Below are 21,598 nucleotides of genomic sequence, written 5' to 3'. Positions count from 1 at the left end.
TCAGCCCAGCTCGGGCGGGTCCGGCAGCTCATTGTTGGACGCATCGCCCCCAGGCAGGACAGGGTACAGCGGCTCCAGCGTGGTAGCGATGTGCTCCAGCGCAGCGATCAGGCCCTGCGTCAATCCACCCCCTGCCGTGATGGCCTGCCGCGCCTGAGACAGGGCAGCGTCCCATTCCCCGGCCATGACGCGCGCATGGACACCGCGGTCCGCCACGATCTCCAGGGCCCGGTCCGCGAGCAGCGCGTAGATCAGCACGCCGTTGTTGGCCTCGGTGTCCCAGACCCCCAGCTTGGCAAACATCGACCGGGCGCGAACGCCCGGTGCGTCGCCGCGCCACAGGTAGCGCCAGGGCAGCGAGGCCTCGACGCAGAGGCGCACCTGCGCCGCATGGCGCGCCTCGCAGCGCTGCACGGCCCGCGTCAGCTCGTCCAGCCCGGCCGAGCCGCCCAGCGCGCGCCGGGCATCGCCCTGATCGAGCCAGAGGTGGCGCCACCACACCCGGAGCTTGCGCCGCATCACCAGTCCCCCGAGGCGCCGCCGCCCCCGAAATCACCGCCGCCACCGCTGGTGAAGCCGCCGCCACTGTCGCTGCCACCGCTGCTCCAGCCTCCACCGCCTCCGCTCCAGCCGCCGGGGGGGCCCCAGACGACCGGGCCATGGCGGGTACCCTGCGCCGCGCGTTTCAAGGCGCCGCCCACGCCGATCACCAGTGTCACGACGAAGGCCGCCAGGCCAGCCGCCGCGGCGATCGGCAGCGACTGGGTCAACAGCCAGCCCACGGTGCCCCCGCCTGCGCCGGCCAGCAGCGCACCGAGCTTCCGACCGAAGACCCCAGTCAGTACCCGCGCCAGCACCGGCAGTGCGATCAGGGCGGGCAGGAGCCATTCGAGCCAGGCATCCCCCGTGTCATCAGGCGCGCGCGTGGCGATGTCGCCCGAACCGGCGGCGCCCAGCTTCTCTGCACGGACGCGCTCGCCGATCCGGTCGATCGCAGCAGAGAGCCCTTGGGCATACTCCCCGCGCTTGAAGGCCGGGCCGACCGATTCGCTGATGATGCGCTTGGCCGCCAGGTCGGGCACGGCGCCTTCAAGCGCCTTCGCCACCTCGATGCGCACCCGCCGGTCCTGGCTGGCCACCACGATCAGCAGCCCGTCGCCCACCGTGCGACGCCCGAGCTTCCAGGCTTCACCGACGCGCTGGGCATAGGCGGCGATGTCCTCGGGCGCCGTGGTCGCCACGGCCAGCACGACCACCTGGGCGCCGGTTTCCTGCTCCAGGGTGGCCAGCTGTTGCTCCAGGCGCAGCCTCGCGTCAGCGGCCAGCAGGCCCGCGCTGTCAACCACCCGGCCTGACAGCGGCGGGATCGCCTGCACCTCCTGGCACCAGGCCAGCCGTGGCAGGCAGGCGAACAACGCCAGCCAGAGCAGCGCGACTGCCCGCGCCAGCGACGCGCGAAGACCATGCCGGTGAACGAGGTGCATGGCAGCGATGGATGGTCGCGTTCAGCGCGAGGCGGGCCGGTCGAAATTCACCGCCGGAGGCTGACTGATTTGTGCCTCGTTGGCCACGGTCAGGCTGGGTTTGACGGGGTAGCTGAACACCATCGCCGTGAGGTTGCTCGGGAAGCTGCGCACCAGCACGTTGTAGTCCTGCACCGCCTTGATGTAGCGGTTGCGCGCCACGGTGATGCGGTTCTCGGTGCCTTCGAGCTGCACGCGCAGGTCCTGGAAGCCCTGGTTGGCCTTCAGGTTGGGGTAGTTCTCGCTGACGACCAGCAGGCGCGACAGCGCGCTGCTCAACTCGCCCTGCGCGGCCTGGAAGCGCTTGAGCGCCTCGGGGTCGTTGGCCAGTTCGGGCGTGACCTGGATGGAGGTGGCCTTGGCACGCGCCTCGACCACCTTGGTCAGCGTGTCCTGCTCGAAGGCCGCCTCGCCTTTCACGGTGGCCACCAGGTTCGGGACCAGATCGGCACGGCGTTGGTACTGGTTGAGTACCTCGGCCCAGCTCGACTTCACCGCCTCGTCCAGCCGTTGGAAATCGTTGTAGCCACAGCCACCGAGCAAGCCCGTCAGCCCCAGCAGCGCCACCATCCACCCCAGCCTGAACAGCCGATGCATCCGTTTCACTCGCACCTCCAGCGTCGCTTCAATCCAATGACCCAACGACATGCCGCACCAGATGGGGGTCCCCGGGCTGCCTACAATCCCGCTATGTTTGCCCCACTCCAGAACGACACCCTGCTGCGCGCCCTGCGCCGTCAGCCCACTGACCATACGCCGATCTGGCTGATGCGCCAAGCCGGGCGCTACCTGCCGGAGTACCGCGCCACGCGCGAGCTGGCCGGCAGCTTCATGGGGCTGGCGACCCACCGGGACTACGCCACCGAGGTCACGCTGCAGCCGCTGGAGCGCTATGACCTGGACGCGGCGATCCTGTTCTCCGACATCCTGACGGTGCCGGATGCGATGGGCCTGGGCCTGAGCTTCGCGGCGGGTGAAGGGCCGAAGTTCGCCCGCCCGGTGCGCGACGAGGCAGCGGTGGCCGCGCTCGAAGTGCCGGACATGGCGAAGCTGCAGTACGTCTTCGACGCCGTCACCTCGATCCGCCGGGCGCTGAACGGCCGCGTGCCGCTGATCGGCTTTTCCGGCAGCCCCTGGACCCTGGCCTGCTACATGGTCGAGGGCGGTGGCAGCGATGACTACCGGCTCGTCAAGAGCATGCTCTACCGCCGCCCGGACCTGATGCACCGCCTGCTCGCCGTGACCGCCGACGCGGTGGCGCTGTACCTGAACACCCAGATCGAAGCCGGCGCCCAGGCGGTCATGGTTTTCGACAGCTGGGGTGGCGTGCTGGCCGATGGCGCCTTCCAGGACTTCAGCCTGGCCTACACCCGCCGCGTGCTGGCCGGCCTGAAGCGTGACCACGCCGGCGAACACATCCCGCGCATCGTCTTCACCAAGGGCGGCGGGCTCTGGCTGGAGGAGATCGCTGCCTGCGACACCGATGCGGTCGGCCTCGACTGGACGATGGACCTGGGCCGTGCTCGCGCCCTGGTGGGCCACAAGGTGGCGCTGCAGGGCAACATGGACCCGAACGTGCTGTTTGCCGAACCGGCGCAGATCGCCGCCGAGGCGCGCCGCCTGCTCGACCGTTTCGGGCCCCACGCCGGCCATGTGTTCAACCTGGGGCATGGCATCAGCCAGCACACGCCCCCCGAGTCGGTGACCGCGTTGGTCGAGGCGGTTCGTACTCACTCACGTGCCATGCGAGGCCTGGCCTGAGTTGCTGTCGCGCAGTCAGTGGCCCGGGCTTGAGCCCGCGCAAGACTGGAAACGCCCCGGAACGGGGCGACTTATCCCCAGCGCGCCCGCGATCGCTTCTTGACCATGGCTTGCTGCAATGGCACATGGCAAATGACGCAAGGATGTGCTAAGTGGTTGATTTGCAAAAAGTCGACCCCTGCCTCAACGGTGGGCAATCTGTGGCGCAGCCTTGTTTGACAAGGCTTTGACAGCCGTTTTCGCAGGTTGCTCACAAAGTTATCCACAGATTCGGTGGACAGGTGGAGAAAGTCCTTGTCTATCAGTGACTTGGCGCAGCAAGCTCGACAGCGTTCGAGCTTGCGCGCCTAACTGGCCTCGTTTGTGGACACCGTTGACCCCGTGAATGCGGGTTGTCCAGCCAGTCTGGTCCGGGTAAGGGTGCTGGTGGCCCTGCCCCGGCACAGCGGGATCGACGCGGCGCTGGACTACCTCAGCCCGGTGGCGCTGCCGGTCGGCCAGTTGGTGCGGGTGCCGCTCGGTCGGCGGGTGGTCATGGGCGTCGCCTGGGACGGGGGAGCGTCCGAACCGGCGGATCCGGGCCATCCGGACGACCGGGCCCATCCCTCCCATCCCACCCATCCGGCCGACCCGGTGGCGGTGGGTGAGGCGGCCGACCTGAAGCCCGTGGCCGAGGTGCTGGAGGCCCTGCCGCCGCTGGACGCGGGTTGGTGCGAGCTGGTGCGCTTTGCGGCCGGCTACTACCAGCGCAGCCTGGGCGAGCTGGCGCTGACGGTGCTGCCGCCCGAGCTGCGCGATGTGGATGGCGTGCAACTGCAGCGGCGGCTGAAGCGCCTCGCCAAGCGCAGTGCGGTGCCGTCGATCGCGGGCGAGGTCCCCGGGGCACCGACGCTGCCAGCGCTGTCCGAGGACCAGCAGGCCGTGCTGACGGCGCTGGCGGCCAGTGCGCCGGCCACCCACCTGCTGCACGGCGTCACCGGCAGCGGCAAGACCGAGGTCTACCTGCGTGCGGCCGAGGCCGAGCTGGCCAAGGGGCGCCAGGTGCTGGTGCTGGTGCCGGAGATCAACCTGACGCCGCAGCTGGAGGCGCGCTTCGCGCAGCGCTTCCCGGCGCACCGGCTGGTGTCGCTGCACAGTGGCCTGACGCCGGCCCAGCGCCTGCAGCACTGGCTGGCCGCCCACCTCGGCCAGGCGCAGCTGGTGCTGGGCACGCGCATGGCGGTATTCGCCTCGCTGCCGCGCCTCGGGCTGATCGTGGTCGACGAGGAGCACGACCCCTCCTACAAGCAGCAGGAGGGCGCCCGTTACTCGGCCAGGGACCTGGCGGTCTGGCGCGGCCGGCAGGCCAACGTGGCGGTGCTGCTGGGCTCGGCCACGCCCTCGCTGGAAACCTGGCTGAACGCCACGCCGGCGCCGGAGGGACCGGGGCGCTACCAGCGCCTGGCGATGCCCCGGCGCATCGGCGATGGCGGCCTGCCGGCGGTGCGGCTGCTGGACCTGCAGCGCGTCGTCGGCATGCACGGCAGCCGCGTGATGCGCGAGCACCCCCTGGCGCCCGAGCTGTTGGCGGCGCTGCGCGAGCGCGTGGCGCGCGGCGAGCAGAGCTTCGTGCTGCTGAACCGGCGCGGCTATGCCCCGGTGCTGCACTGCACCGGCTGCGGCTGGAAGAGCGGCTGCCCGCACTGCAGCGCCTGGCGCGTCTTCCACAAGGTGGACCGCAGCCTGCGCTGCCACCACTGTGGCTTCAGCGAGCGCGTGCCGCGGGCCTGCCCGGTCTGTGGCGACCCCGACATCCAGCCGATGGGCCGCGGTACCGAGCGGCTGGAGGAGCAGCTGGCCGAGCAGCTGCCCGGCGCGCGCATCGGCCGCATCGACGCCGACACCACGCGCAGCAAGGGCAGCCTGGAGAGCCAGCTCGCCGCGGTGCACGCCGGCGAGGTGGACGTGCTGGTGGGCACGCAGATGGTGGCCAAGGGGCACGACTTCCGTCGCATGACGCTGGTGGCGGCGGTGAATGCCGACAGCGCGCTGTTCTCCAGCGACTTCCGCGCGCCTGAACGCCTGTTCGCCCTGCTGCTGCAGGCGGCCGGGCGGGCCGGGCGCGATGCCGCCCATGCCGCGCGCAGCGAGATGTGGATCCAGACCTGGTACCCGGACCACCCGCTCTACCAGGCCCTGCAGGCGCAGGACTACGAGGCCTTTGCCGCCAGCCAGCTGGCCGAGCGCCGGGTGGCGTCGCTGCCGCCCTTCAGCTGCCTGGCGCTGCTGCGGGCCGAGGCGCGCAGCCAGGAGGCGGCGCTGGGCTTCCTGCACGAGGCGGCACGGGCCGCCGAGGCGCTCGGCGCGCTGCAGGCCGGGGTGCAGATCTACCCGCCGGTGCCCGCCGCGCTGCAGCGCGTGGCCAACGTCGAACGCGCGCAGATGCTGCTCGAAGCGCCCCTTCGCCCACCGCTGCAGCGCCTGTTGGCGGCCTGGGTGCCGCGCCTGCAGGAGGCCAACCGGGGTGAGCACCGCGTGCTGCGCTGGGCGGTGGATGTGGATCCCCAGGCGATTTGATCGCGCTGCTTCCGGCGGCCCGGTGCGAGGGAAAATCCGCGCCATGGACACCCTGCACGCCCCCGACATCGCCACCGCCGCCGCCGCCGAGTCACTGGCCCGCCCGCTGAAGATCGCCGTGGTCGGAGCCGGGCCGGTCGGTCTCGCGCTGGCCCTGCTGGCCGCGCAGCGGCTGCCGCAGGCGACGGTGTGCGTCTACGACAGCCTGCCGGCCGACCACGACATCTCGCGCGATGCGCGCACGCTGGCGCTGTCGCTGGGCAGCGTGCAGCTGCTGCAGCAGCTGGGCCTGTGGGCCGACATCGCGGCGCAGGCCGCGCCGATCCGGGCAGTCAACGTCTCGCAGCAGCAGCCGGCGCTCCTGGGCCTGCTGAATCCGCTGAACCCGCTGGCAGCGCACCGCAGCGGACCGGCGGTGGAGCCGCAGGTCTGGATCCGGGCGGAGGAGGAGGGCGTGGAGCAGCTCGGCGCGGTGGCGAGCTACGGCGCCATCGTCGCGCCGCTGCGTGCGGCCTGGCAGGCCGCCTGTGCGGCCCATCCCGAGCGCTGCCAGGCGCGCTACGGCACGCCGGTCAGTGGCCTGAGTCGACGCCCGGGCGGTGTCGAGGTGGATGCCCAGGTGGTCGAGCGCCACGACCTGGCGGTGATCGCCGAGGGCGGCGTGTTTGCCGACCAGGCCCGCCGTGCGGTGCACCGCGACTACCGGCAGCGCGCCTGGGTCGGCACCGTGACGCTGGCCGATACGCCCGCCGGCACGGCCTGGGAGCGCTTCACGCCGCAGGGGCCGGCGGCGCTGCTGCCGTTGCCTGACGCAATGGAGCTGGCACCGGGGCAGCCAGGCGGCCAGGCGAGCGGCACCCGCCGCGCCTCGCTGGTGTGGTGCGTGCCTAGCGACGACGACCCGGTCGAGTCGCTCAGCGAGGCGCAGCGCCTGGCGGTGCTGGCGCACATCTTCCCGGCCGAGGTCGGCCGCTTCGTCGGCATCAGTGCGCTGAAGGTCTTTTCGCTCGGGCTGAACGCCGAGCGCAGCCTGGTCGAGGGCCGCACCGTGCGCATCGGCAACGCGGCGCAGACGCTGCACCCGGTCGCTGGCCAGGGGCTGAACCTGGGGCTGCGCGACGCCCACGCGCTGCTGCAGGCCCTGCGCACCACGCCCGATGTCGATGCGGCGCTCGCGCGGGTCGCCTGGCAGCGCGCACCGGACCGCTGGGCGCTGATCGCCGCCACCGACTTCCTGGCGCGCAGCTTCACCTGGCAGCTGCCGGGGCTGTCGACACTGCGCGGTGCCGGGCTGGCCACGCTGCAGCAGATCCCGCCGCTGAAGTCCTGGCTGGCGCGGCGCATGATGTTCGGCCACCGCTGAGCAGATCAGCCTTTCAGATGCGGCGGTGCGTGAGGGCCGGCAGCTGCTGGCGCACCTCGGCCGCGCGGGCAAGGTTGAGCCCAGCCATCACGACGGCCTCGCCCTCGGCCTGCATCGCCAGCACCTCGCCCCAGGGATCGGCGATCAGGCTGTGGCCCCAGGTGCGCCGGCCGTTCTCGTGCGTGCCGCCCTGGGCCGGGGCCAGCACGTGGCACTGGTTTTCCACCGCGCGGGCGCGCAGCAGCAGCTCCCAGTGCGCCTGGCCGGTCGGGTAGGTGAAGGCGGCGGGCACCACCAGCAGGTCGCAGGGCGGGTGCATCAGCGCGCGGTAGAGCTCCGGGAAGCGCAGGTCGTAGCAGATCGACAGGCCGATGCGGAAGCTCTCGCCCGCGCGGCTGTGCGCCTCGAAGGCCACTGGCGTGGCCGGGCCGGCGCAGAGCGTGGCAGCCTCGTCGTAGCGGCGCTCGCCATCGTCGAAGCGGAACAGGTGGATCTTGTCGTAGCGGGCCACCTGACGGCCTTCCGGGCTCCAGACCAGGCAGCTGTTGGTGGCGTGGTCGGGGTCGCCCGGCACCTGCAGCGGCAGCGTGCCGCCGATCAGCCAGAGGCCGTGCTTGCGGGCCAGCGCTGCCAGCGCGTCCTGCAGCGGGCCGTCGCCGGGGCGCTCGGCGAGTGCGAGCTTGTCCGTGTCGCGCCGGCCCATCAGGCAGAAGTACTCGGGCAGCGCGACCAGCTCGGCGCCCCGTGCAGCGGCCTGCGCCACCAGGGCGGCGGCGCGGGCGAGGTTGTGGGACACGTCCGGGCTGGACACCATCTGGAGGGCGGCGATCTTCATGGGTAGCGGTGGGGGAGGGGAGAACGAGGCGGGCGGCGAGGCTGAAGTGCACATGATGCCGCCACGGCCAATTTCCGCGGCGGTCACTGACCTTGCACAAGCGTTCCATACTGCCCGGGCGGCACACTGATCCACATCGGTTTCAGGCCGTGGTCAGCCAGGACAGGCAGCCTGCGCGCCCCGTGCGGCAACCGCCGCCCCGGGGCAGGCAATCCCAAGACAGGTGGTTGGAGCGAGGATGAATCAACACGACGACGCCGTGCAACGCCGCACGGTGCGGGCAGGGGCCGGCCTCGGCCAATGGGCCGACGGGACGGGAGCGATGGATGAATGACGCACTGCAGAGCCAGGGCGCCGTGACGGCGCTGGCCGAACACTCGCGCTACGTGCAGCGCGTGCGCCGTGTGTGGGGCAAGGAGATGGCCCTGCTGCCCCCCGGGCCGCCTCGCCGCGAAGCCATGGGCGCGCTGATCGATGCCCTCCTGGAGCGCGGGCGTGACCTGCCGGCCGCACTGCGCGTCGCACGCCAGGTGGTGATGGAGCGGCTGGCGGTGCTGGATGTCGAGGAACAGGCGCCGGTCGAGGTGATCACGCTCGCCATGACCGAGCTGGCCGAGGTCACGCTGGACCGGGCGGTGCACGCCGGCCGTGCCGAGCTGGACGAGCGCTACGGTGAGCCGCTGACCGAGGCCGGCCAGCCGATCGACTTCTGGGTGGTCGGCATGGGCAAGCTGGGCTCGCGCGAGCTCAACGTCTCGTCGGACATCGACCTGATCTACGTCTACGAGGAAGACGGCGAGACGCGCGGCCGGGTGGATTCGCAGACCGGGGCCCCGTCGGGCAAGGGCGTGATCAGCGCGCACGAGTACTTCGCGCACCTGAGCCGCCGCCTGCAGGCGCTGATCGGCGACGTGACGGGCGAGGGCTTCGTGTTCCGCATGGACCTGGCGCTGCGGCCCAACGGCAACTCCGGACCGCCGGTGGTGAGCCTGTCGATGCTGGAGGAGTACTTCCTGGTCCAGGGCCGCGAGTGGGAACGCTTTGCCTGGCTGAAGAGCCGGGTGGTGGCGCCGCGCGCCTCGGTGGCCTCCGGGCGCGTCAAGGCGCTCGGCGACGTCGTGACGCCCTTCGTCTACCGTCGCTACCTCGACTACGGCGTCTTCGAGGGGCTGCGCAACCTGCACCAGAAGATCCGCGACGAGGCCAACCGCCGCGCCGCCGGCCGTCCCGAGCGGGCCAACGACGTCAAGCTCTCGCGCGGCGGCATCCGCGAGATCGAGTTCATCGTCCAGCTGCTGCAGGTGGTGCGCGGCGGGCACTTCCCCGAGCTGCGCACCCGCCCCACGCTGAAGGCGCTGCAGCGCCTGTCGTCGGTGGGCCTGATCAAGCCGGAGGCGGCCGAGCAGCTCGCCGAGGCCTACGTCTTCCTGCGCCGGGTGGAGCACCGCATCCAGTTCCTGGACGACCAGCAGACCCACATGCTGCCCACCGCCGACGGCGACCTGGGCTGGATCGCCCGCTCGATGGGCCTGACCTGCACGGCCGATGCCTGCGAGCTGCTGGACCAGTTCTGCACGCACCGCGAGTTTGTCGCCACCGAGTTCGACAGCCTGCTGCATGACGGCGGCAGCGCCCCGGCGAAGAAGCCGGGCGGCTGCAAGGGCTGCGGCGGTGCGGCGCTCACGCTGGACTCGCCCGCGCTGGCCGAGGGGCTGTCGCCCGAGGTGGCGCAGCGCCTGAAGCACTTCATCGAGCTGCCCAAGGTCGCGCTGCTGCGCGAGGACTCGCGCCAGCGGCTGGCACGCCTGTTCAAGCGCGCGCGCCAGATGTGCGAGGAGGGCGCCGTCGAGGACGGTGACCTGGCGCTGCAGCGCTTCATCGACTGGATGGAGCCGCTGCTGCGCCGCGAGAGCTACCTCGCGCTGCTGTCCGAGCGGGCCCGGGTGCTGGAGCGCCTGCTGCGCCTGCTGGTGCTGGCGCGCTGGCCGATGCGCTACCTGATGCAGCACCCGGCGGTGATCGACGAGCTGGCCGATGTGCGGCTGGCCCACGAGCGCTTCAACTCGGCCGCCTTCCAGCGCGACCTGGATGAGCGCCACCTCGGCTGGGTGCGTTCCGGCGAGGCCGACGAGGAGCTGCTGCTCGACACCCTGCGCCGCGCCCACCAGGCCGAGACCTTCCGCACCCTGGTGCGCGACGTGGAGGGCGAGATCACGGTCGAGCAGGTGGCCGATGACCTCTCGGCACTCGCCGACGCCACGCTGGAGTGCACGCTGCGCTGGGCCTGGCAGCACCTGCGCCAGCGCCACCGCGACGAGCCCCAATTCGCGGTGATCGCCTACGGCAAGCTCGGCGGCAAGGAGCTGGGCTACGGCAGCGACCTGGACATCGTCTTCCTCTACGACGACGACGACGACCGGGCCGGCGAGGGCTACACCGCCTTCGCGCGCAAGGTGATCACCTGGCTGTCGCTGCGCACGGCGGCGGGGGCGCTCTACGAGATCGACACCGCGCTGCGGCCCAACGGCAACTCCGGCCTGCTGGTGACCTCGATGACCTCCTTCGAGCACTACCAGACCGGCCGCGGCAGCAACACCGCCTGGACCTGGGAGCACCAGGCCATCACCCGGGCGCGCTGGTGTGCCGGCCAGCCGCGGCTGGCGCAGCGCTTCGAGGCCGTGCGCCGCGCGGTGCTCTGTGCCGAGCGCGACCCGCAGGCGCTGCGCCAGGAGATCATCGCGATGCGCGACAAGGTGCGCCAGGGCAACCCCGTGCGTGCCGGCCGCTTCGACCTCAAGCAGAGCCCGGGCGGCATGATGGACGCCGAGTTCGCGGTGCAGTACCTGGTGCTGGCGCACAGCGCCACGCACCCGGGGCTGCAGGAGAACCACGGCAACATCGCGCTGCTGGAGCGTGCCGAGCAGCTGGGCGTGCTGCCGGCGGGCGTGGGCCACGCCGCAGCCGATGCCTACCGCGAGTTGCGCCGTGCGCAGCACCGCGCCCGGCTCGACGAGGCCAGCGCCACCCGCGAGCTGGCCCAGCTGGGTGAGCTGGCGCCGCATCGCGCGGCGGTGCAGCGCCTGTGGCAGGTGGTGTTCGGCTGACGCCGCACCCGGCTCGGCCGGGCTGGGCCTGGGCGGCCGTGGCCGGCCTCCTGTTGCTGCCGGCCCTGGCGATCGGCCCGGCCGATGGGCTGGCGCTGCGGATGCTGGCCTGGCGCCCGGAGCTGGCCTGGAGCGAGCCCTGGCGCTGGTGGAGTGCGGCCTGGGTGCACCTCAGCGCCGGTCACCGCTGGGCCGACCTGGCCGGCGCGCTGCTCGTCGGCGCACTCGGGGTGCTGGCATCGCTGCCGCGCCGGGCGGCCTGGGCCTGGGCGTTGGCCTGGCCGCTGACCCACCTCACGCTGGTGCTGCAGCCGCAGCTGGTGCGCTACGTCGGCCTGTCCGGCGTGCTCTATGCCGGCGTGGCGGTGCTGGGGGTGATGTTGCTGATGCTGCCGGACCGCCCGCGAGCGCAGCGGCTGCTCGGCGCGGCGCTGCTGGCGGGCGTGTTGATGCGGCTGGGGGGGGATAGGGCCTGGGAGCGGGTGCTCTACCGACCGCCGGGTTGGGATTTCTCGATCGCCCCGCTGGCCCATGCGGCCGGGGCGTTCTGGGGGGCGCTGCTGGCGGCGCTGGCGCAGGGGTTGCATGGTTTCGTCGACCGGCCGGCCAACTCCCCGGACGAGCGGCCGCGCTGAACGCGGCGCTCGGCCTTGCCCGCCCTCGATCCTCAGATCTCGACCTTGGCGCCCAGCTCGACGATGCGGTTGGAGGGCAGGTTCAGGAAGTCCGCCGCCGCCGCCGAGTTGCGGTGCATGCTGGCGAAGATCTTCTCGCGCCACATCGCCATGCCGCCACCGAAGGTGGGGATCACGATGTCGCGCGACAGGAAGTAGCTGGTGTCCATGTCGTCCAGCGGCACGCCACGGTCCTTCAGGAGCTTCAGGGCCTCGGGCACGTCCGGGTCGTTCTTGAAGCCGAAGTTCAGCGTGACTTGCCAGCAGTGGTGGCCCAACGGGGTCATCTCGATGCGCTGATCGAAGCCGACCCAGGGGATGTCGTGGTGCCTGACCGTGACGAACAGGTTGTGTTCGTGCAGCACCTTGTTGTGCTTCAGGTTGTGCATCAACGCGTTGGGGGTCAGCCCCTGCTCGGCGGAGAGGAACACCGCCGTGCCTTCCACGCGCGTGGGCGGGCTGACGAAGATGGCTTCCAGGAAGCTGGTCAGGTCGATCGCATCGTCGCGCAGGCGTTCGGCCATCAGGAAGCGCCCACGCCGCCAGGTCAGCATCAGGATGAACATGCCGACGCCGATCACCAGCGGGAACCAGCCGCCGCCGAACAGCTTGAGCATGTTCGACGCGAAGAAGGTGATGTCGATGACGAAGAAGAATCCGGTGGCCGCCAGGCACAGCGCCAGCGGGTACCTCCAGCCGTAGCGGATGACGTAGAAGGTCATCACCGTGGTGATGGTCATGTCCAGCGTCACTGCGATGCCGTAGGCCGAGGCCAGGTTCGAGGAGGTCTTGAACAGGCCCACGGCCAGCACGATGAAGACGTACAGGCCCCAGTTGATGAAGGGCACGTAGATCTGACCCAGGTCGCGCACGGAGGTGTGCTTGATGTGCATGCGCGGCAGGATGCCCAGCTGGATGGCCTGCTTGGTGACCGAGAACGCCGCCGTGATCAGCGCCTGCGAGGCGATCACCGTGGCCGCGGTGGACAGGAAGACCAGCGGCAGCTGAGCCCAGTCCGGCGCCATGTTGTAGAAGGGGTTCTTCACCGCCTCCGGGTCGTGCAGCAGCATCGCGCCCTGGCCGAAGTAGTTCACCACCAGGGCGGGCATCACGAAGCCGTACCACGCGATGCGGATGGGCAGCTTGCCGAAGTGCCCCATGTCCGCATAGAGCGCTTCTCCCCCGGTCACGCAGAGCACCACGGCGCCCAGGCCGATGAACGCCACCAACGGGTTGGCCAGGAAGAAGCCAACGGCATACGCCGGATTGACAGCCACCAGCACCCCGGGGTGGGCCACGATGTGCGGCAGGCCCAGCGCCACCAGTGCCACGAACCAGATCAGCGTGACGGGGCCGAAGAACTTGCCGATGCCCCCCGTGCCGAAGCGCTGCACGGCGAACAGGGCGGTCAGCACCACCAGCGTGATCGGGATGATGGCGTTGTGCAGCCGCGGCGAGACGACCTCCAGGCCCTCGACCGCCGACAGCACCGACACCGCCGGCGTGATGACGCCATCGCCATAGAAGATCGCCGTGCCGAACAGGCCCACGGCCATCAGCACGTCGCGCAGCGCCGGTCGCTCGCGCACCGCATGGGTGGCCAGGGCGAGCATCGCGATCAGCCCGCCTTCGCCGTTGTTGTCCGCCCGCAGGATGAGCAGGACGTACTTCAGCGAGACGACGATGGTCATCGTCCAGAAGATCAGCGACAGCACGCCCAAGACATTGTCGGGCGTGACGGCCACATGCCCGCCGTGGAAGACCTCCTTCAGCGCATACAGCGGGCTGGTGCCGATGTCGCCGTAGACGACGCCGAGCGCTGCCAGGGTCAACGCCGCGACGGCGCGCGGCGAGTGGGAGGCGTGGGTGGAGGCGCTCAAGGGCTTCGCCCGGCACGGCGCCGGACGTGACAGTCCAAAACGCCCATTGTGCTACGCAGCAGACGATTTGTTGCAGATCGCGGGTGCCACCCCACAGTGGCGTGCACCCGCGTGTGGCTGGCTGCCATCACGGCGGCCAGCGAGGAGTGAACCTCAGGCCTGCAACAGAGGAGCCAGGCCGCCGGTGCGGTCCAGCGCCATCAGGTCGTCGCAGCCACCCACATGGGTGTCGCCGATGAAGATCTGCGGCACGGTGCGGCGACCGGTCAATTCGATCATGCGGTCGCGCTCGGCCGGTTGCAGGTCGACGCGGACCTCTTCGATGGCGTGGACGCCACGTTGCTGGAGCAGGGCCTTGGCGCGGACGCAGTAGGGGCAGACCTGCGTCGTGTACATCTTGACGGGCTTCATGGGCAGCACTTCGAACCGGGGACAGGCCACCATTGTCAGGGCGCGGCCAAACTCGCGCTGGCCGCCCTGGCGAATCCCGAGGCCCGATCAGGCCGAATGTGCACGCATCCCGGGATGGGCGCCGAACAAGCTCAGGCCGATTTCTCGACCGGCAGGCTGGCTTCGCGCCAGGCGGCCATGCCGCCGGCCAGCACATGCACGCGCTCGTGGCCGAGTTTCTTGAGTACCCCCGCGGCGCGCTGCGCACGCGAGCCCCGCGCACAGACCAACACCACCGGCAACGTCTTGTTGCTGGGCAGCCCCTTGGCGCCATCGAGCGTGGCCAGCGGGATGTTGCGCGAGCCCACCACGTGGCCGGCGGCGAACTCGGCGGTGTCGCAGACGTCGATCACGACCGCCTTCTCCCGGTTCATCAGCTGCACGGCCTCCTGCGGGCTGACCGCGTTGGCACCTCCGCGGCCGAGCTGGGGCCATGCCAGGGCACCGCCCGAGACGAGGGCGGTCACGATCCAATACCAGTTGTCGAGGAGGAACTTCACGCGGAGGGTGCCGGCGCAGGGCGCGGCCAAGGAGGGCAGGGGGGCAAATTATAGAATTCAATGCGCCGGACTGGTCCCGGCCGACGTGCCGCTCAGCAAGGTGCCTGAAGGACGCCTTGGCCCGCGTACCGCCGAGGCGAACCAGGGCAAGGCCGACGATGGGGTGGCTTTGGCCGCCCGTTGATGGCCCACCGGGGTGTTCGGCGGCGGCTTTGTCACTTTCTGTTGCGCGGTCGCGACGTGCACGCAATTGCGATGGCTCAAGTTGTGTTGCATGTCGCAGTGCACAAATCGCCGGATCTGCAGGCCCTGCCAGCGTCCCCTTCGAGCGGGGGAGGGGCTTCTATCAACGTGAACGCGTCGATTGAACGCGGATCTTGATTGAGCTAATCTCAAAACCCTGTTGACGCAGGGCCGTCTCCAAAAGAGGCTGCATCTGGCGCAACTTGGCCGCCACCGCTGGGCCGGTGGCGAACAGGGTCCAGCCGCTGTCTTCGACAGGGCCAGGCTTCACGAAGGGGGCCAGGCCCGGCGGGAGGAAGGTGCGGATCGCATCCATGCGTGCATGGGCGGCCGCCAGCCGCTGCTGCAGGCGCAGCAGGGGTTCACATCGTTCCAGGGCGCGCCGCAATGGCGTGGCATCCGGAACGGCCACAGGCTTACCCGTTTTCACGCGAGGAGTGTAGCGACGATGGACATCCTGATCACCCACGGCAACATGGCGCGCACGCGCTCGATGCATGTGCGGCCGATCCAGTTGTGGCTGACCGGCACGGTGGTGCTGGTGTTGCTGATGCTGCTGTCGGGCACGATCTATCACGTCATCTTCCTGAAGGCGGCGCGGGAGGGCTGGCCGGTGGTGAGTCACCTGGTGCGCCTGGTGGTGCGTGACGAGTTCGAGCAGCGCGACCGCTTCATGCGGGAGAACCTCGACGCGATGGCGCAGAAGGTCGGCGAGATGCAGGCCAAGGTCATCAAGCTCGAAGCGGTCGGGTCGCGCGTGTCCGGTTTGGCGGGCATCAAGGCCGAAGAACTGCGTGCGCTCGACGCCGCGGGCAGCCCCGCCTCCGCGCCGGCCAAGCCGGCCGCGGGTGCGGCCGGTGCGGGGGGGGGCGGGCGTGGCGGGCCCTTTGTGCCGGCGAGCACGCCGTCGATCGAGCAGCTCAACGAGGTGCTGGCTCAGTTGGACGTGCAGACCGACCACGGCTCGGATGTGTTCACCCTGGTCGAGTCGCGCCTGCTGGAGAAGCGCCTGGAGATGATGATGGTGCCCAGCATCGCGCCGGTGGCGGGGGGCGTGGGGTCCGGCTTCGGATTCCGTGTCGATCCGTTCAACGGCCGCGCCGCCTTGCACACCGGGCTGGACTATCCCGCGCCGGTGGGCACGCCGATCCGGGCCGCTGCGGCCGGGGTGGTGCGGTCGGCCGAGCCGGACGGTGCCTACGGCCTGTCGCTGGAGCTGGATCACGGCAACGGCCTGGTGACCCGCTACGCGCACAACTCGCGGATCCTGGTGAAGCCGGGCGAGCTGGTGCGCCGCGGCCAGGACATCGCGATGGTGGGCAACACCGGGCGGTCCACCGGCCCGCACCTGCACTTCGAGGTGCTGCTCGGCGGGGTGCCCCAGAACCCGGCGCGCTTCCTCGCCCGGGGCGAGGGCCTTGACGCGGCCGAGAAGACCGCGGCAGCCACCCAGTCGCGTGGCAAGGCACGCAGGGGCCGGTGATAAACTCATCGGCTTTGTGACGGGGCCTGTCCGCCAGGTCCGCATGTGTCCCGTCGGCAGCCAAGAGGCTGCCGATGTCGTTTCCGGTCTCCCCTTTTTCTCCCTCCTGCAGTCCGGGTCGCATCACTGCAGGTGCACCGCACCCCCTCCATGTTGCCCAAGCTCCTGACGTCGATTTTCGGCAGCCGCAATGACCGCCTGCTCAAGCAGTACCGCCGGGTGGTCGACCGCATCAACGGGCTCGAAGTCCAGTTCGAGAAGCTGAGCGACGAGGAGCTGCGCGGCCGGACCGCCGAGTTCCGCCAGCGCGTGGCCAGCGGCACCTCGCTGGACGACCTGCTGCCCGAGGCCTTCGCGGTGGTCCGCGAAGCCAGCAAGCGGGTGCTGAAGATGCGGCACTTCGACGTGCAGCTCATCGGTGGCCTGGTGCTGCACAACGGCAAGATCGCCGAGATGCGCACCGGCGAGGGCAAGACGCTGATGGCCACGTTGCCGGTCTACCTCAACGCGCTGGCCGGTACGGGCGTGCATGTGGTGACGGTCAACGACTACCTCGCGCGCCGCGACGCCGAGTGGATGGGCCGGCTGTACAACTTCCTCGGCCTGAGCGTGGGCATCAACCTGCCCAACATGTCGCGCGAGGAGAAGCAGGCCGCCTACGCCAGCGACATCACCTACGGCACCAATAACGAGTACGGCTTCGACTACCTGCGTGACAACATGGTCTACGAGGTGGCCGACCGGGTGCAGCGCCCGCTCAACTACGCCATCGTCGACGAGGTGGACTCGATCCTGATCGACGAGGCACGCACGCCGCTGATCATCTCTGGCCAGGCCGAGGACCACACCGACCTGTACCTGCGCATCAATGCGGTGGTGCCCAGGCTGAAGAAGCAGGTTGGCGAGGCCGACCCGCGCACCGGCGAGGGTGTGATCGAGCCGGGCGATTTCACCGCCGACGAGAAGACCCACCAGGTCGTGCTCACCGAGGACGGCCACGAGAACGCCGAGCGGGCGCTGGCCGAGGCCGGCCTGCTGCCGCCGGGGGCGTCGCTGTACGACGCGTCCTACATCACGCTGGTGCACCACCTCTACGCCTCGCTGCGTGCGCACCACCTGTTCCACCGCGACCAGCACTACGTGGTGCAGAACGGCGAGGTGACGATCGTCGACGAGTTCACCGGCCGCCTGATGAGCGGACGACGCTGGAGCGACGGCCTGCACCAGGCGGTCGAGGCCAAGGAAGGCGTGCAGATCCAGCCCGAGAACCAGACGCTCGCCTCGATCACCTTCCAGAACTACTTCCGCATGTACGCCAAGCTCGGCGGCATGACCGGTACGGCCGACACCGAGGCCTACGAGTTCCAGGAGATCTACGGCCTGGAAACGGTGGTGATCCCGCCGAACCGGCCGACCGTGCGCCGCGACGAGCTGGACCTGGTCTACAAGACCGACCGCGAGAAGTACGACGCCGTCACCGCCGACATCCGCGAGTGCTACGAGCGCGGCCAGCCGGTGCTGGTGGGCACCACCTCGATCGAGAACTCCGAGCGTGTCTCCGAGCTACTGAACAAGGCGGGCCTGCCGCACCAGGTGCTCAACGCCAAGCAGCACGCCCGCGAGGCGGAGATCATCGCCCAGGCCGGCCGGCCGAAGATGGTCACCATTGCCACCAACATGGCGGGCCGCGGCACCGACATCGTGCTGGGCGGAAACGTCGAGAAGCAGGTGCAGTTCGTCGAGGCCGACGAGGCCCTCTCGGCCGAGGAGAAGGCCGCGCGCATCGCCCAGCTCAAGGGCGAGTGGCAGGGCCTGCACGAGCAGGTGGTGGCGCTGGGCGGCCTGCGCATCATTGCCACCGAGCGTCACGAGAGCCGGCGCATCGACAACCAGCTGCGCGGCCGCGCCGGCCGCCAGGGCGACCCGGGCAGCTCGCGCTTCTACCTGTCGCTCGAAGACTCGCTGATGCGCATCTTTGCCGGCGACCGCGTCAAGGCGATCATGGAGCGCCTGAAGATGCCCGACGGCGAGGCCATCGAGGCGGGCATCGTGACGCGCAGCATCGAGAGCGCGCAGCGCAAGGTCGAGGCGCGCAACTTCGACATGCGCAAGCAGCTGCTCGAATACGACGACGTCGCCAACGACCAGCGCAAGGTGATCTACGCCCAGCGCAACGAGCTGCTGGAGCAGACCGACATCGACGCCCAGATCGCCCATCTGCGCCGCGGCGCGATGACCGACGTGGTGCGCACCTACGTGCCCGCCGAAAGCGTCGAGGAGCAGTGGGACCTGCCTGCGCTGGAGAAGACCCTGCGCGAGGAGTGGCAGGTCGAGGCCGGCGTGAAGGCGATGGTCGAGAAGAGCGACGCCGTCACCGACGAGGACGTGGTCGAGATGGTCGCCAAGGCCGCCGACGAGGTCTTTGCCGCCAAGCTGGAGCTGGTCGGGCAGGAGCAGTTCGCCAGCTTCGAGCGCATGGTGCTGCTGCAGTCGCTGGACACGCACTGGCGTGAACACCTGGCGGCGCTGGACTACCTGCGCCAGGGCATCCACCTGCGCGGCTACGCCCAGAAGAACCCGAAGCAGGAGTACAAGCGCGAGGCCTTCGAGCTGTTCAGCCAGCTGCTCGGCTCGGTCAAGCTGGAGGTCACCCGCCTGCTGATGACGGTGCGCATCCAGAGCCAGGAAGAGGTCGCCCAGGCGGCCGAGGCCATCGAGGAGCGCGCCGAGCATTTCTCCAACGTCACCTACACCCACCCGAACGAGGATGGCAGCGTGGCGCAGGAGACCGACCCGGCCACGCTGGCCGACGCCCTGCCGCGCGTGGGGCGCAACGACCCCTGCCCCTGCGGCAGTGGCAAGAAGTTCAAGCAGTGCCACGGCAAACTGGCGTGACCCACCCCCGTTGCGGCTGACGCCAAGAAGGAACCGACATGCCCGTGAACCTTGTTGCCCCGAATCCTGAGGATCTGCACCCGGTCGCCGGGGTCGAGATCGGCACCGCGATGGCCGGTGTGCGCAAGGCCAACCGCCGCGATGTGACGGTGTTCCGCCTCGCGCCGGGCAGCACGGTGGCCGGCGTCTTCACGCTCAACCGCTTCTGCGCTGCGCCGGTGCAGATCTGCCGCGAGCACCTCGCCGCCGGGCGGGGCAGCCGCGCGATCGTGGTGAACACCGGCAACGCCAACGCCGGAACCGGGGCCGACGGTCTGGCGCGGGCCAACGCCGTCTGCGACGCGCTGGCCGCGCAGCTGGGCCTGGCGCGCCAGGACGTGCTGCCGTTCTCCACCGGCGTGATCATGGAGACGCTGCCGATCGACCGGATCATCGCCGGCCTGCCGGCGGCGATCACCGACCTGAAGCCGGCGAACTGGGCCCAGGCCGCCGAGGGCATCATGACCACCGACACGCTGCCCAAGGCGGCGTCGCGCCAGGTCACGATCGGTGGCCGGACCGTGACCGTGACCGGCATCGCCAAGGGCGCCGGCATGATCCGCCCGAACATGGCCACGATGCTGGGCTTCGTGGCCACCGACGCGGTGATCGAGCCGGCGCTGGTACAGGCCCTGGTGCGCGAGGCGGCCGACCACAGCTTCAACCGCATCACCATCGACGGCGACACCTCGACCAACGACAGCTTCGTGCTGATTGCCAGCCAGCAGGCCGGCAACCCGACGATCACCGCGCTGGACTCGGCCGACGGCGAATTGCTGCGCGAGGCGGTGATCGCGGTGTCGCAGCAGCTCGCCCAGGCGATCGTGCGCGACGGCGAAGGCGCCACCAAGTTCATCGCCATCCGCGTCGACGGGGGGCGCTCCAAGGAAGAGTGCCGGCAAGTGGCCTATGCGATCGCGCATTCGCCGCTGGTCAAGACGGCCTTCTTCGCCAGCGACCCCAACCTCGGCCGCATCCTGGCCGCGGTGGGCTACGCCGGCATCGACGACCTCGACCAGGGCCTGATCGACCTCTACCTGGACGATGTGCACGTCGCCCGCGCCGGCGGCCGCCACCCGGACTACCGGGAAGAGGACGGCCAGCGCGTGATGAAGCAGGCCGAGATCACCGTGCGGGTGGACCTGCACCGCGGCAACCGCCACGCCACGGTCTGGACCTGCGACCTGTCGCACGACTACGTGACGATCAACGCGGACTACCGCTCCTGACGACTGGTGTTTGCGCGGGCGGTCAGCCCAGCGGTAGAAAGCGCGGCGCGAACGCGGCGCTGATCCGGCCGGCCGCATCCACCGTGAAGGTGCCGCGTGCCCGGTTGTGCGGGTGTTGCGCTGCCTCTGCGATGCCGAGCACCGGGGCGAAGCAGGCATCACTGCCCTCCAGCAGGGCCACCCAGTGGTCGCGCGGCTGCGAAGCGAACAGCGCGGTGAAGCGCGTCTTCAACGCGGGCCAGGTGGCGCGGTCGTACTGCGATGCTGTGTCCACGTCGTCGAAGCCCAGCCGGCGCAGCAGCTCCGCATAGAAGGGCGGCTCCAGCGCGCCGATCGTGAGGTGGCCGCCGTCGGCGCAGCGGTAGACGTCGTAGAAGGGCGAGTCGTGGAAGGGGCTGGGCGCGGGACCGTCGAGCTGGCCGCTGCCGCGGATCCAGTGCGCCAGGGTACCGAGCATCGCCACCACGTCGACGATGGCCGCGTCGACCACCCGTCCGACCCCGCTGCGGCGCGCCTCCAATGCCGCACTGACGATGCCGAAGGCCAGCGCCAGAGCGCCGCCAGCGTCGCCCAGCACCGTGGGTGGCACGATGGGGCGCTCGCCCCGGTGCGCGCCCAGCGACAGCAGGCCGCTCAGCGCCACGTAGTTCAGGTCGTGCCCGGCGGCCTGGGCGAGTGGGCCGGTCTGGCCCCAGCCGGTCATGCGGCCATAGACCAGCCGCGGGTTGACGGCTGCACAGTCGGCGGGGCCCAGGGCGAGGCGCTCCATCACGCCGGGGCGGTTGCCCTCGATCAGTGCGTCGGCCTGGGCGATCAGCGCCAGGGCCTGGGCACGGCCGGCGGGGGATTTCAGGTCCACTTCGAGCACCGTCTTGCCGCGGTGCAGCAGGTTCTCCCCGGGGCCACCGAGCTGCTGCGCCATCGGGTTGCCACCGGGACGGGCCAGGGTGGTGACGCGTGCCCCCAGGCCGGCGAGCATCCAGGCCGCCAGGGGGCCGGGCCCCAGGCCCTCGAACTCGATGATGTGCAGGCTGTGCAGCGGAGCGGCAAGGGCAGGGGTCAT

Annotated in this window: 17 protein-coding genes; 8 read left to right on the top strand and 9 right to left on the bottom strand. The window is 70.4% G+C overall.

Annotated features, from left to right (window positions below):
- From NGK70_RS25085 to NGK70_RS25075, 3 genes are read right to left on the bottom strand one after another with little or no spacing between them, the layout of a single operon-like run.
- Positions 1-519, bottom strand: a complete 519-nt coding sequence (locus NGK70_RS25085) for a TPM domain-containing protein (RefSeq protein ID WP_251971152.1) — start codon at positions 517-519, stop codon at positions 1-3.
- Positions 519-1,484, bottom strand: coding sequence for a TPM domain-containing protein (locus NGK70_RS25080; RefSeq protein ID WP_251971151.1), 966 nt, complete (start codon positions 1,482-1,484; stop codon positions 519-521). Before NGK70_RS25080 ends, NGK70_RS25085 begins: the two co-directional genes overlap by 1 nt.
- A 21-nt stretch (positions 1,485-1,505) precedes the next feature.
- Positions 1,506-2,120, bottom strand: a complete 615-nt coding sequence (locus NGK70_RS25075) for a LemA family protein (RefSeq protein ID WP_428985628.1) — start codon at positions 2,118-2,120, stop codon at positions 1,506-1,508.
- A 93-nt stretch (positions 2,121-2,213) separates the two neighbouring features.
- On the opposite strand from NGK70_RS25075, the gene hemE reads away from it, so the two are divergent.
- From hemE to NGK70_RS25060, 3 genes are all read left to right on the top strand, one after another.
- Entirely contained in the window at positions 2,214-3,284 is a 1,071-nt protein-coding gene (gene hemE / locus NGK70_RS25070) for a uroporphyrinogen decarboxylase (protein ID WP_251971150.1), read from the top strand.
- 426 nt (positions 3,285-3,710) lie between these two features.
- Positions 3,711-5,840, top strand: coding sequence for a primosomal protein N' (locus tag NGK70_RS25065; RefSeq protein ID WP_251971149.1), 2,130 nt, complete (start codon positions 3,711-3,713; stop codon positions 5,838-5,840).
- 43 nt (positions 5,841-5,883) lie between these two features.
- A complete protein-coding gene (locus NGK70_RS25060) occupies positions 5,884-7,203 on the top strand; it encodes an FAD-dependent oxidoreductase (RefSeq protein ID WP_251971148.1) in 1,320 nt (439 codons plus the stop codon).
- Between the two features lie 13 nt (positions 7,204-7,216).
- Here NGK70_RS25060 and NGK70_RS25055 read toward each other — a convergent pair whose 3' ends face one another.
- Positions 7,217-8,038, bottom strand: a complete 822-nt coding sequence (locus NGK70_RS25055) for a carbon-nitrogen hydrolase family protein (protein ID WP_251971147.1) — start codon at positions 8,036-8,038, stop codon at positions 7,217-7,219.
- Between the two features lie 326 nt (positions 8,039-8,364).
- Between NGK70_RS25055 and glnE the strand changes: the two genes are divergently transcribed.
- Together glnE and NGK70_RS25045 are read left to right on the top strand one after the other, a co-directional pair.
- On the top strand, positions 8,365-11,142 hold the full coding sequence (gene glnE / locus NGK70_RS25050; protein WP_251971146.1) for a bifunctional [glutamate--ammonia ligase]-adenylyl-L-tyrosine phosphorylase/[glutamate--ammonia-ligase] adenylyltransferase: 2,778 nt from the start codon (positions 8,365-8,367) through the stop codon (positions 11,140-11,142).
- A 38-nt stretch (positions 11,143-11,180) separates the two neighbouring features.
- Complete coding sequence (locus NGK70_RS25045; protein ID WP_251971145.1) at positions 11,181-11,777, top strand: rhomboid family protein; 597 nt, start codon at positions 11,181-11,183, stop codon at positions 11,775-11,777.
- 32 nt (positions 11,778-11,809) lie between these two features.
- Here the strand turns inward: NGK70_RS25045 and NGK70_RS25040 are convergent, their stop codons facing one another.
- From NGK70_RS25040 to NGK70_RS25025, 4 genes are all read right to left on the bottom strand, one after another.
- Entirely contained in the window at positions 11,810-13,696 is a 1,887-nt protein-coding gene (locus NGK70_RS25040; protein WP_251971144.1) for a potassium transporter Kup, read from the bottom strand.
- Between the two features lie 153 nt (positions 13,697-13,849).
- On the bottom strand, positions 13,850-14,107 hold the full coding sequence (gene grxC / locus NGK70_RS25035; protein WP_251971143.1) for a glutaredoxin 3: 258 nt from the start codon (positions 14,105-14,107) through the stop codon (positions 13,850-13,852).
- A gap of 131 nt (positions 14,108-14,238) precedes the next feature.
- The gene (locus tag NGK70_RS25030; RefSeq protein ID WP_251971142.1) at positions 14,239-14,646 is read right to left on the bottom strand and encodes a rhodanese-like domain-containing protein; all 408 of its coding nucleotides are present in this window, start codon (positions 14,644-14,646) and stop codon (positions 14,239-14,241) included.
- A 346-nt stretch (positions 14,647-14,992) separates the two neighbouring features.
- Positions 14,993-15,319 carry a DciA family protein gene (locus tag NGK70_RS25025; protein ID WP_251971141.1) on the bottom strand — a complete coding sequence of 109 codons (327 nt, stop codon included), beginning with the start codon at positions 15,317-15,319 and terminating at the stop codon, positions 14,993-14,995.
- Between the two features lie 18 nt (positions 15,320-15,337).
- Here NGK70_RS25025 and NGK70_RS25020 point away from each other — a divergent pair, with 18 nt between their 5' ends.
- The 3 genes from NGK70_RS25020 (at position 15,338) to argJ (ending at position 20,535) form a co-directional block, all read left to right on the top strand.
- Entirely contained in the window at positions 15,338-16,372 is a 1,035-nt protein-coding gene (locus NGK70_RS25020) for a M23 family metallopeptidase (protein WP_251971140.1), read from the top strand.
- Between the two features lie 150 nt (positions 16,373-16,522).
- Positions 16,523-19,267, top strand: a complete 2,745-nt coding sequence (gene secA, locus NGK70_RS25015) for a preprotein translocase subunit SecA (RefSeq protein WP_251971139.1) — start codon at positions 16,523-16,525, stop codon at positions 19,265-19,267.
- Between the two features lie 38 nt (positions 19,268-19,305).
- Complete coding sequence (gene argJ, locus NGK70_RS25010) at positions 19,306-20,535, top strand: bifunctional glutamate N-acetyltransferase/amino-acid acetyltransferase ArgJ (RefSeq protein ID WP_251971138.1); 1,230 nt, start codon at positions 19,306-19,308, stop codon at positions 20,533-20,535.
- A gap of 22 nt (positions 20,536-20,557) precedes the next feature.
- On the opposite strand, the gene NGK70_RS25005 is transcribed toward argJ, so the two are convergent.
- Positions 20,558-21,598 carry a CaiB/BaiF CoA transferase family protein gene (locus NGK70_RS25005; protein ID WP_251971137.1) on the bottom strand — a complete coding sequence of 347 codons (1,041 nt, stop codon included), beginning with the start codon at positions 21,596-21,598 and terminating at the stop codon, positions 20,558-20,560.

The organism is Sphaerotilus microaerophilus, assembly GCF_023734135.1.
Lineage (GTDB): Bacteria > Pseudomonadota > Gammaproteobacteria > Burkholderiales > Burkholderiaceae_C > Sphaerotilus > Sphaerotilus microaerophilus.
The sequence above is the reverse complement of the archived record's forward strand: the minus strand, read 5'-3'. Positions and strand labels throughout refer to the sequence as shown.

What these genes read in the sequence shown, in the direction of transcription:
- NGK70_RS25085 (WP_251971152.1), bottom strand. Translation starts at nt 519, where the DNA reads ATGCGGCGCAAGCTCCGGGTGTGGTGGCGCCACCTCTGGCTCGATCAG.
- NGK70_RS25080 (WP_251971151.1), bottom strand. Translation starts at nt 1,484, where the DNA reads ATGCACCTCGTTCACCGGCATGGTCTTCGCGCGTCGCTGGCGCGGGCA.
- NGK70_RS25075 (WP_428985628.1), bottom strand. Translation starts at nt 2,120, where the DNA reads ATGCATCGGCTGTTCAGGCTGGGGTGGATGGTGGCGCTGCTGGGGCTG.
- hemE (WP_251971150.1), top strand. Translation starts at nt 2,214, where the DNA reads ATGTTTGCCCCACTCCAGAACGACACCCTGCTGCGCGCCCTGCGCCGT.
- NGK70_RS25060 (WP_251971148.1), top strand. Translation starts at nt 5,884, where the DNA reads ATGGACACCCTGCACGCCCCCGACATCGCCACCGCCGCCGCCGCCGAG.
- NGK70_RS25055 (WP_251971147.1), bottom strand. Translation starts at nt 8,038, where the DNA reads ATGAAGATCGCCGCCCTCCAGATGGTGTCCAGCCCGGACGTGTCCCAC.
- glnE (WP_251971146.1), top strand. Translation starts at nt 8,365, where the DNA reads ATGAATGACGCACTGCAGAGCCAGGGCGCCGTGACGGCGCTGGCCGAA.
- grxC (WP_251971143.1), bottom strand. Translation starts at nt 14,107, where the DNA reads ATGAAGCCCGTCAAGATGTACACGACGCAGGTCTGCCCCTACTGCGTC.
- NGK70_RS25020 (WP_251971140.1), top strand. Translation starts at nt 15,338, where the DNA reads ATGGACATCCTGATCACCCACGGCAACATGGCGCGCACGCGCTCGATG.
- secA (WP_251971139.1), top strand. Translation starts at nt 16,523, where the DNA reads ATGTTGCCCAAGCTCCTGACGTCGATTTTCGGCAGCCGCAATGACCGC.
- argJ (WP_251971138.1), top strand. Translation starts at nt 19,306, where the DNA reads ATGCCCGTGAACCTTGTTGCCCCGAATCCTGAGGATCTGCACCCGGTC.
- NGK70_RS25005 (WP_251971137.1), bottom strand. Translation starts at nt 21,598, where the DNA reads ATGACCCCTGCCCTTGCCGCTCCGCTGCACAGCCTGCACATCATCGAG.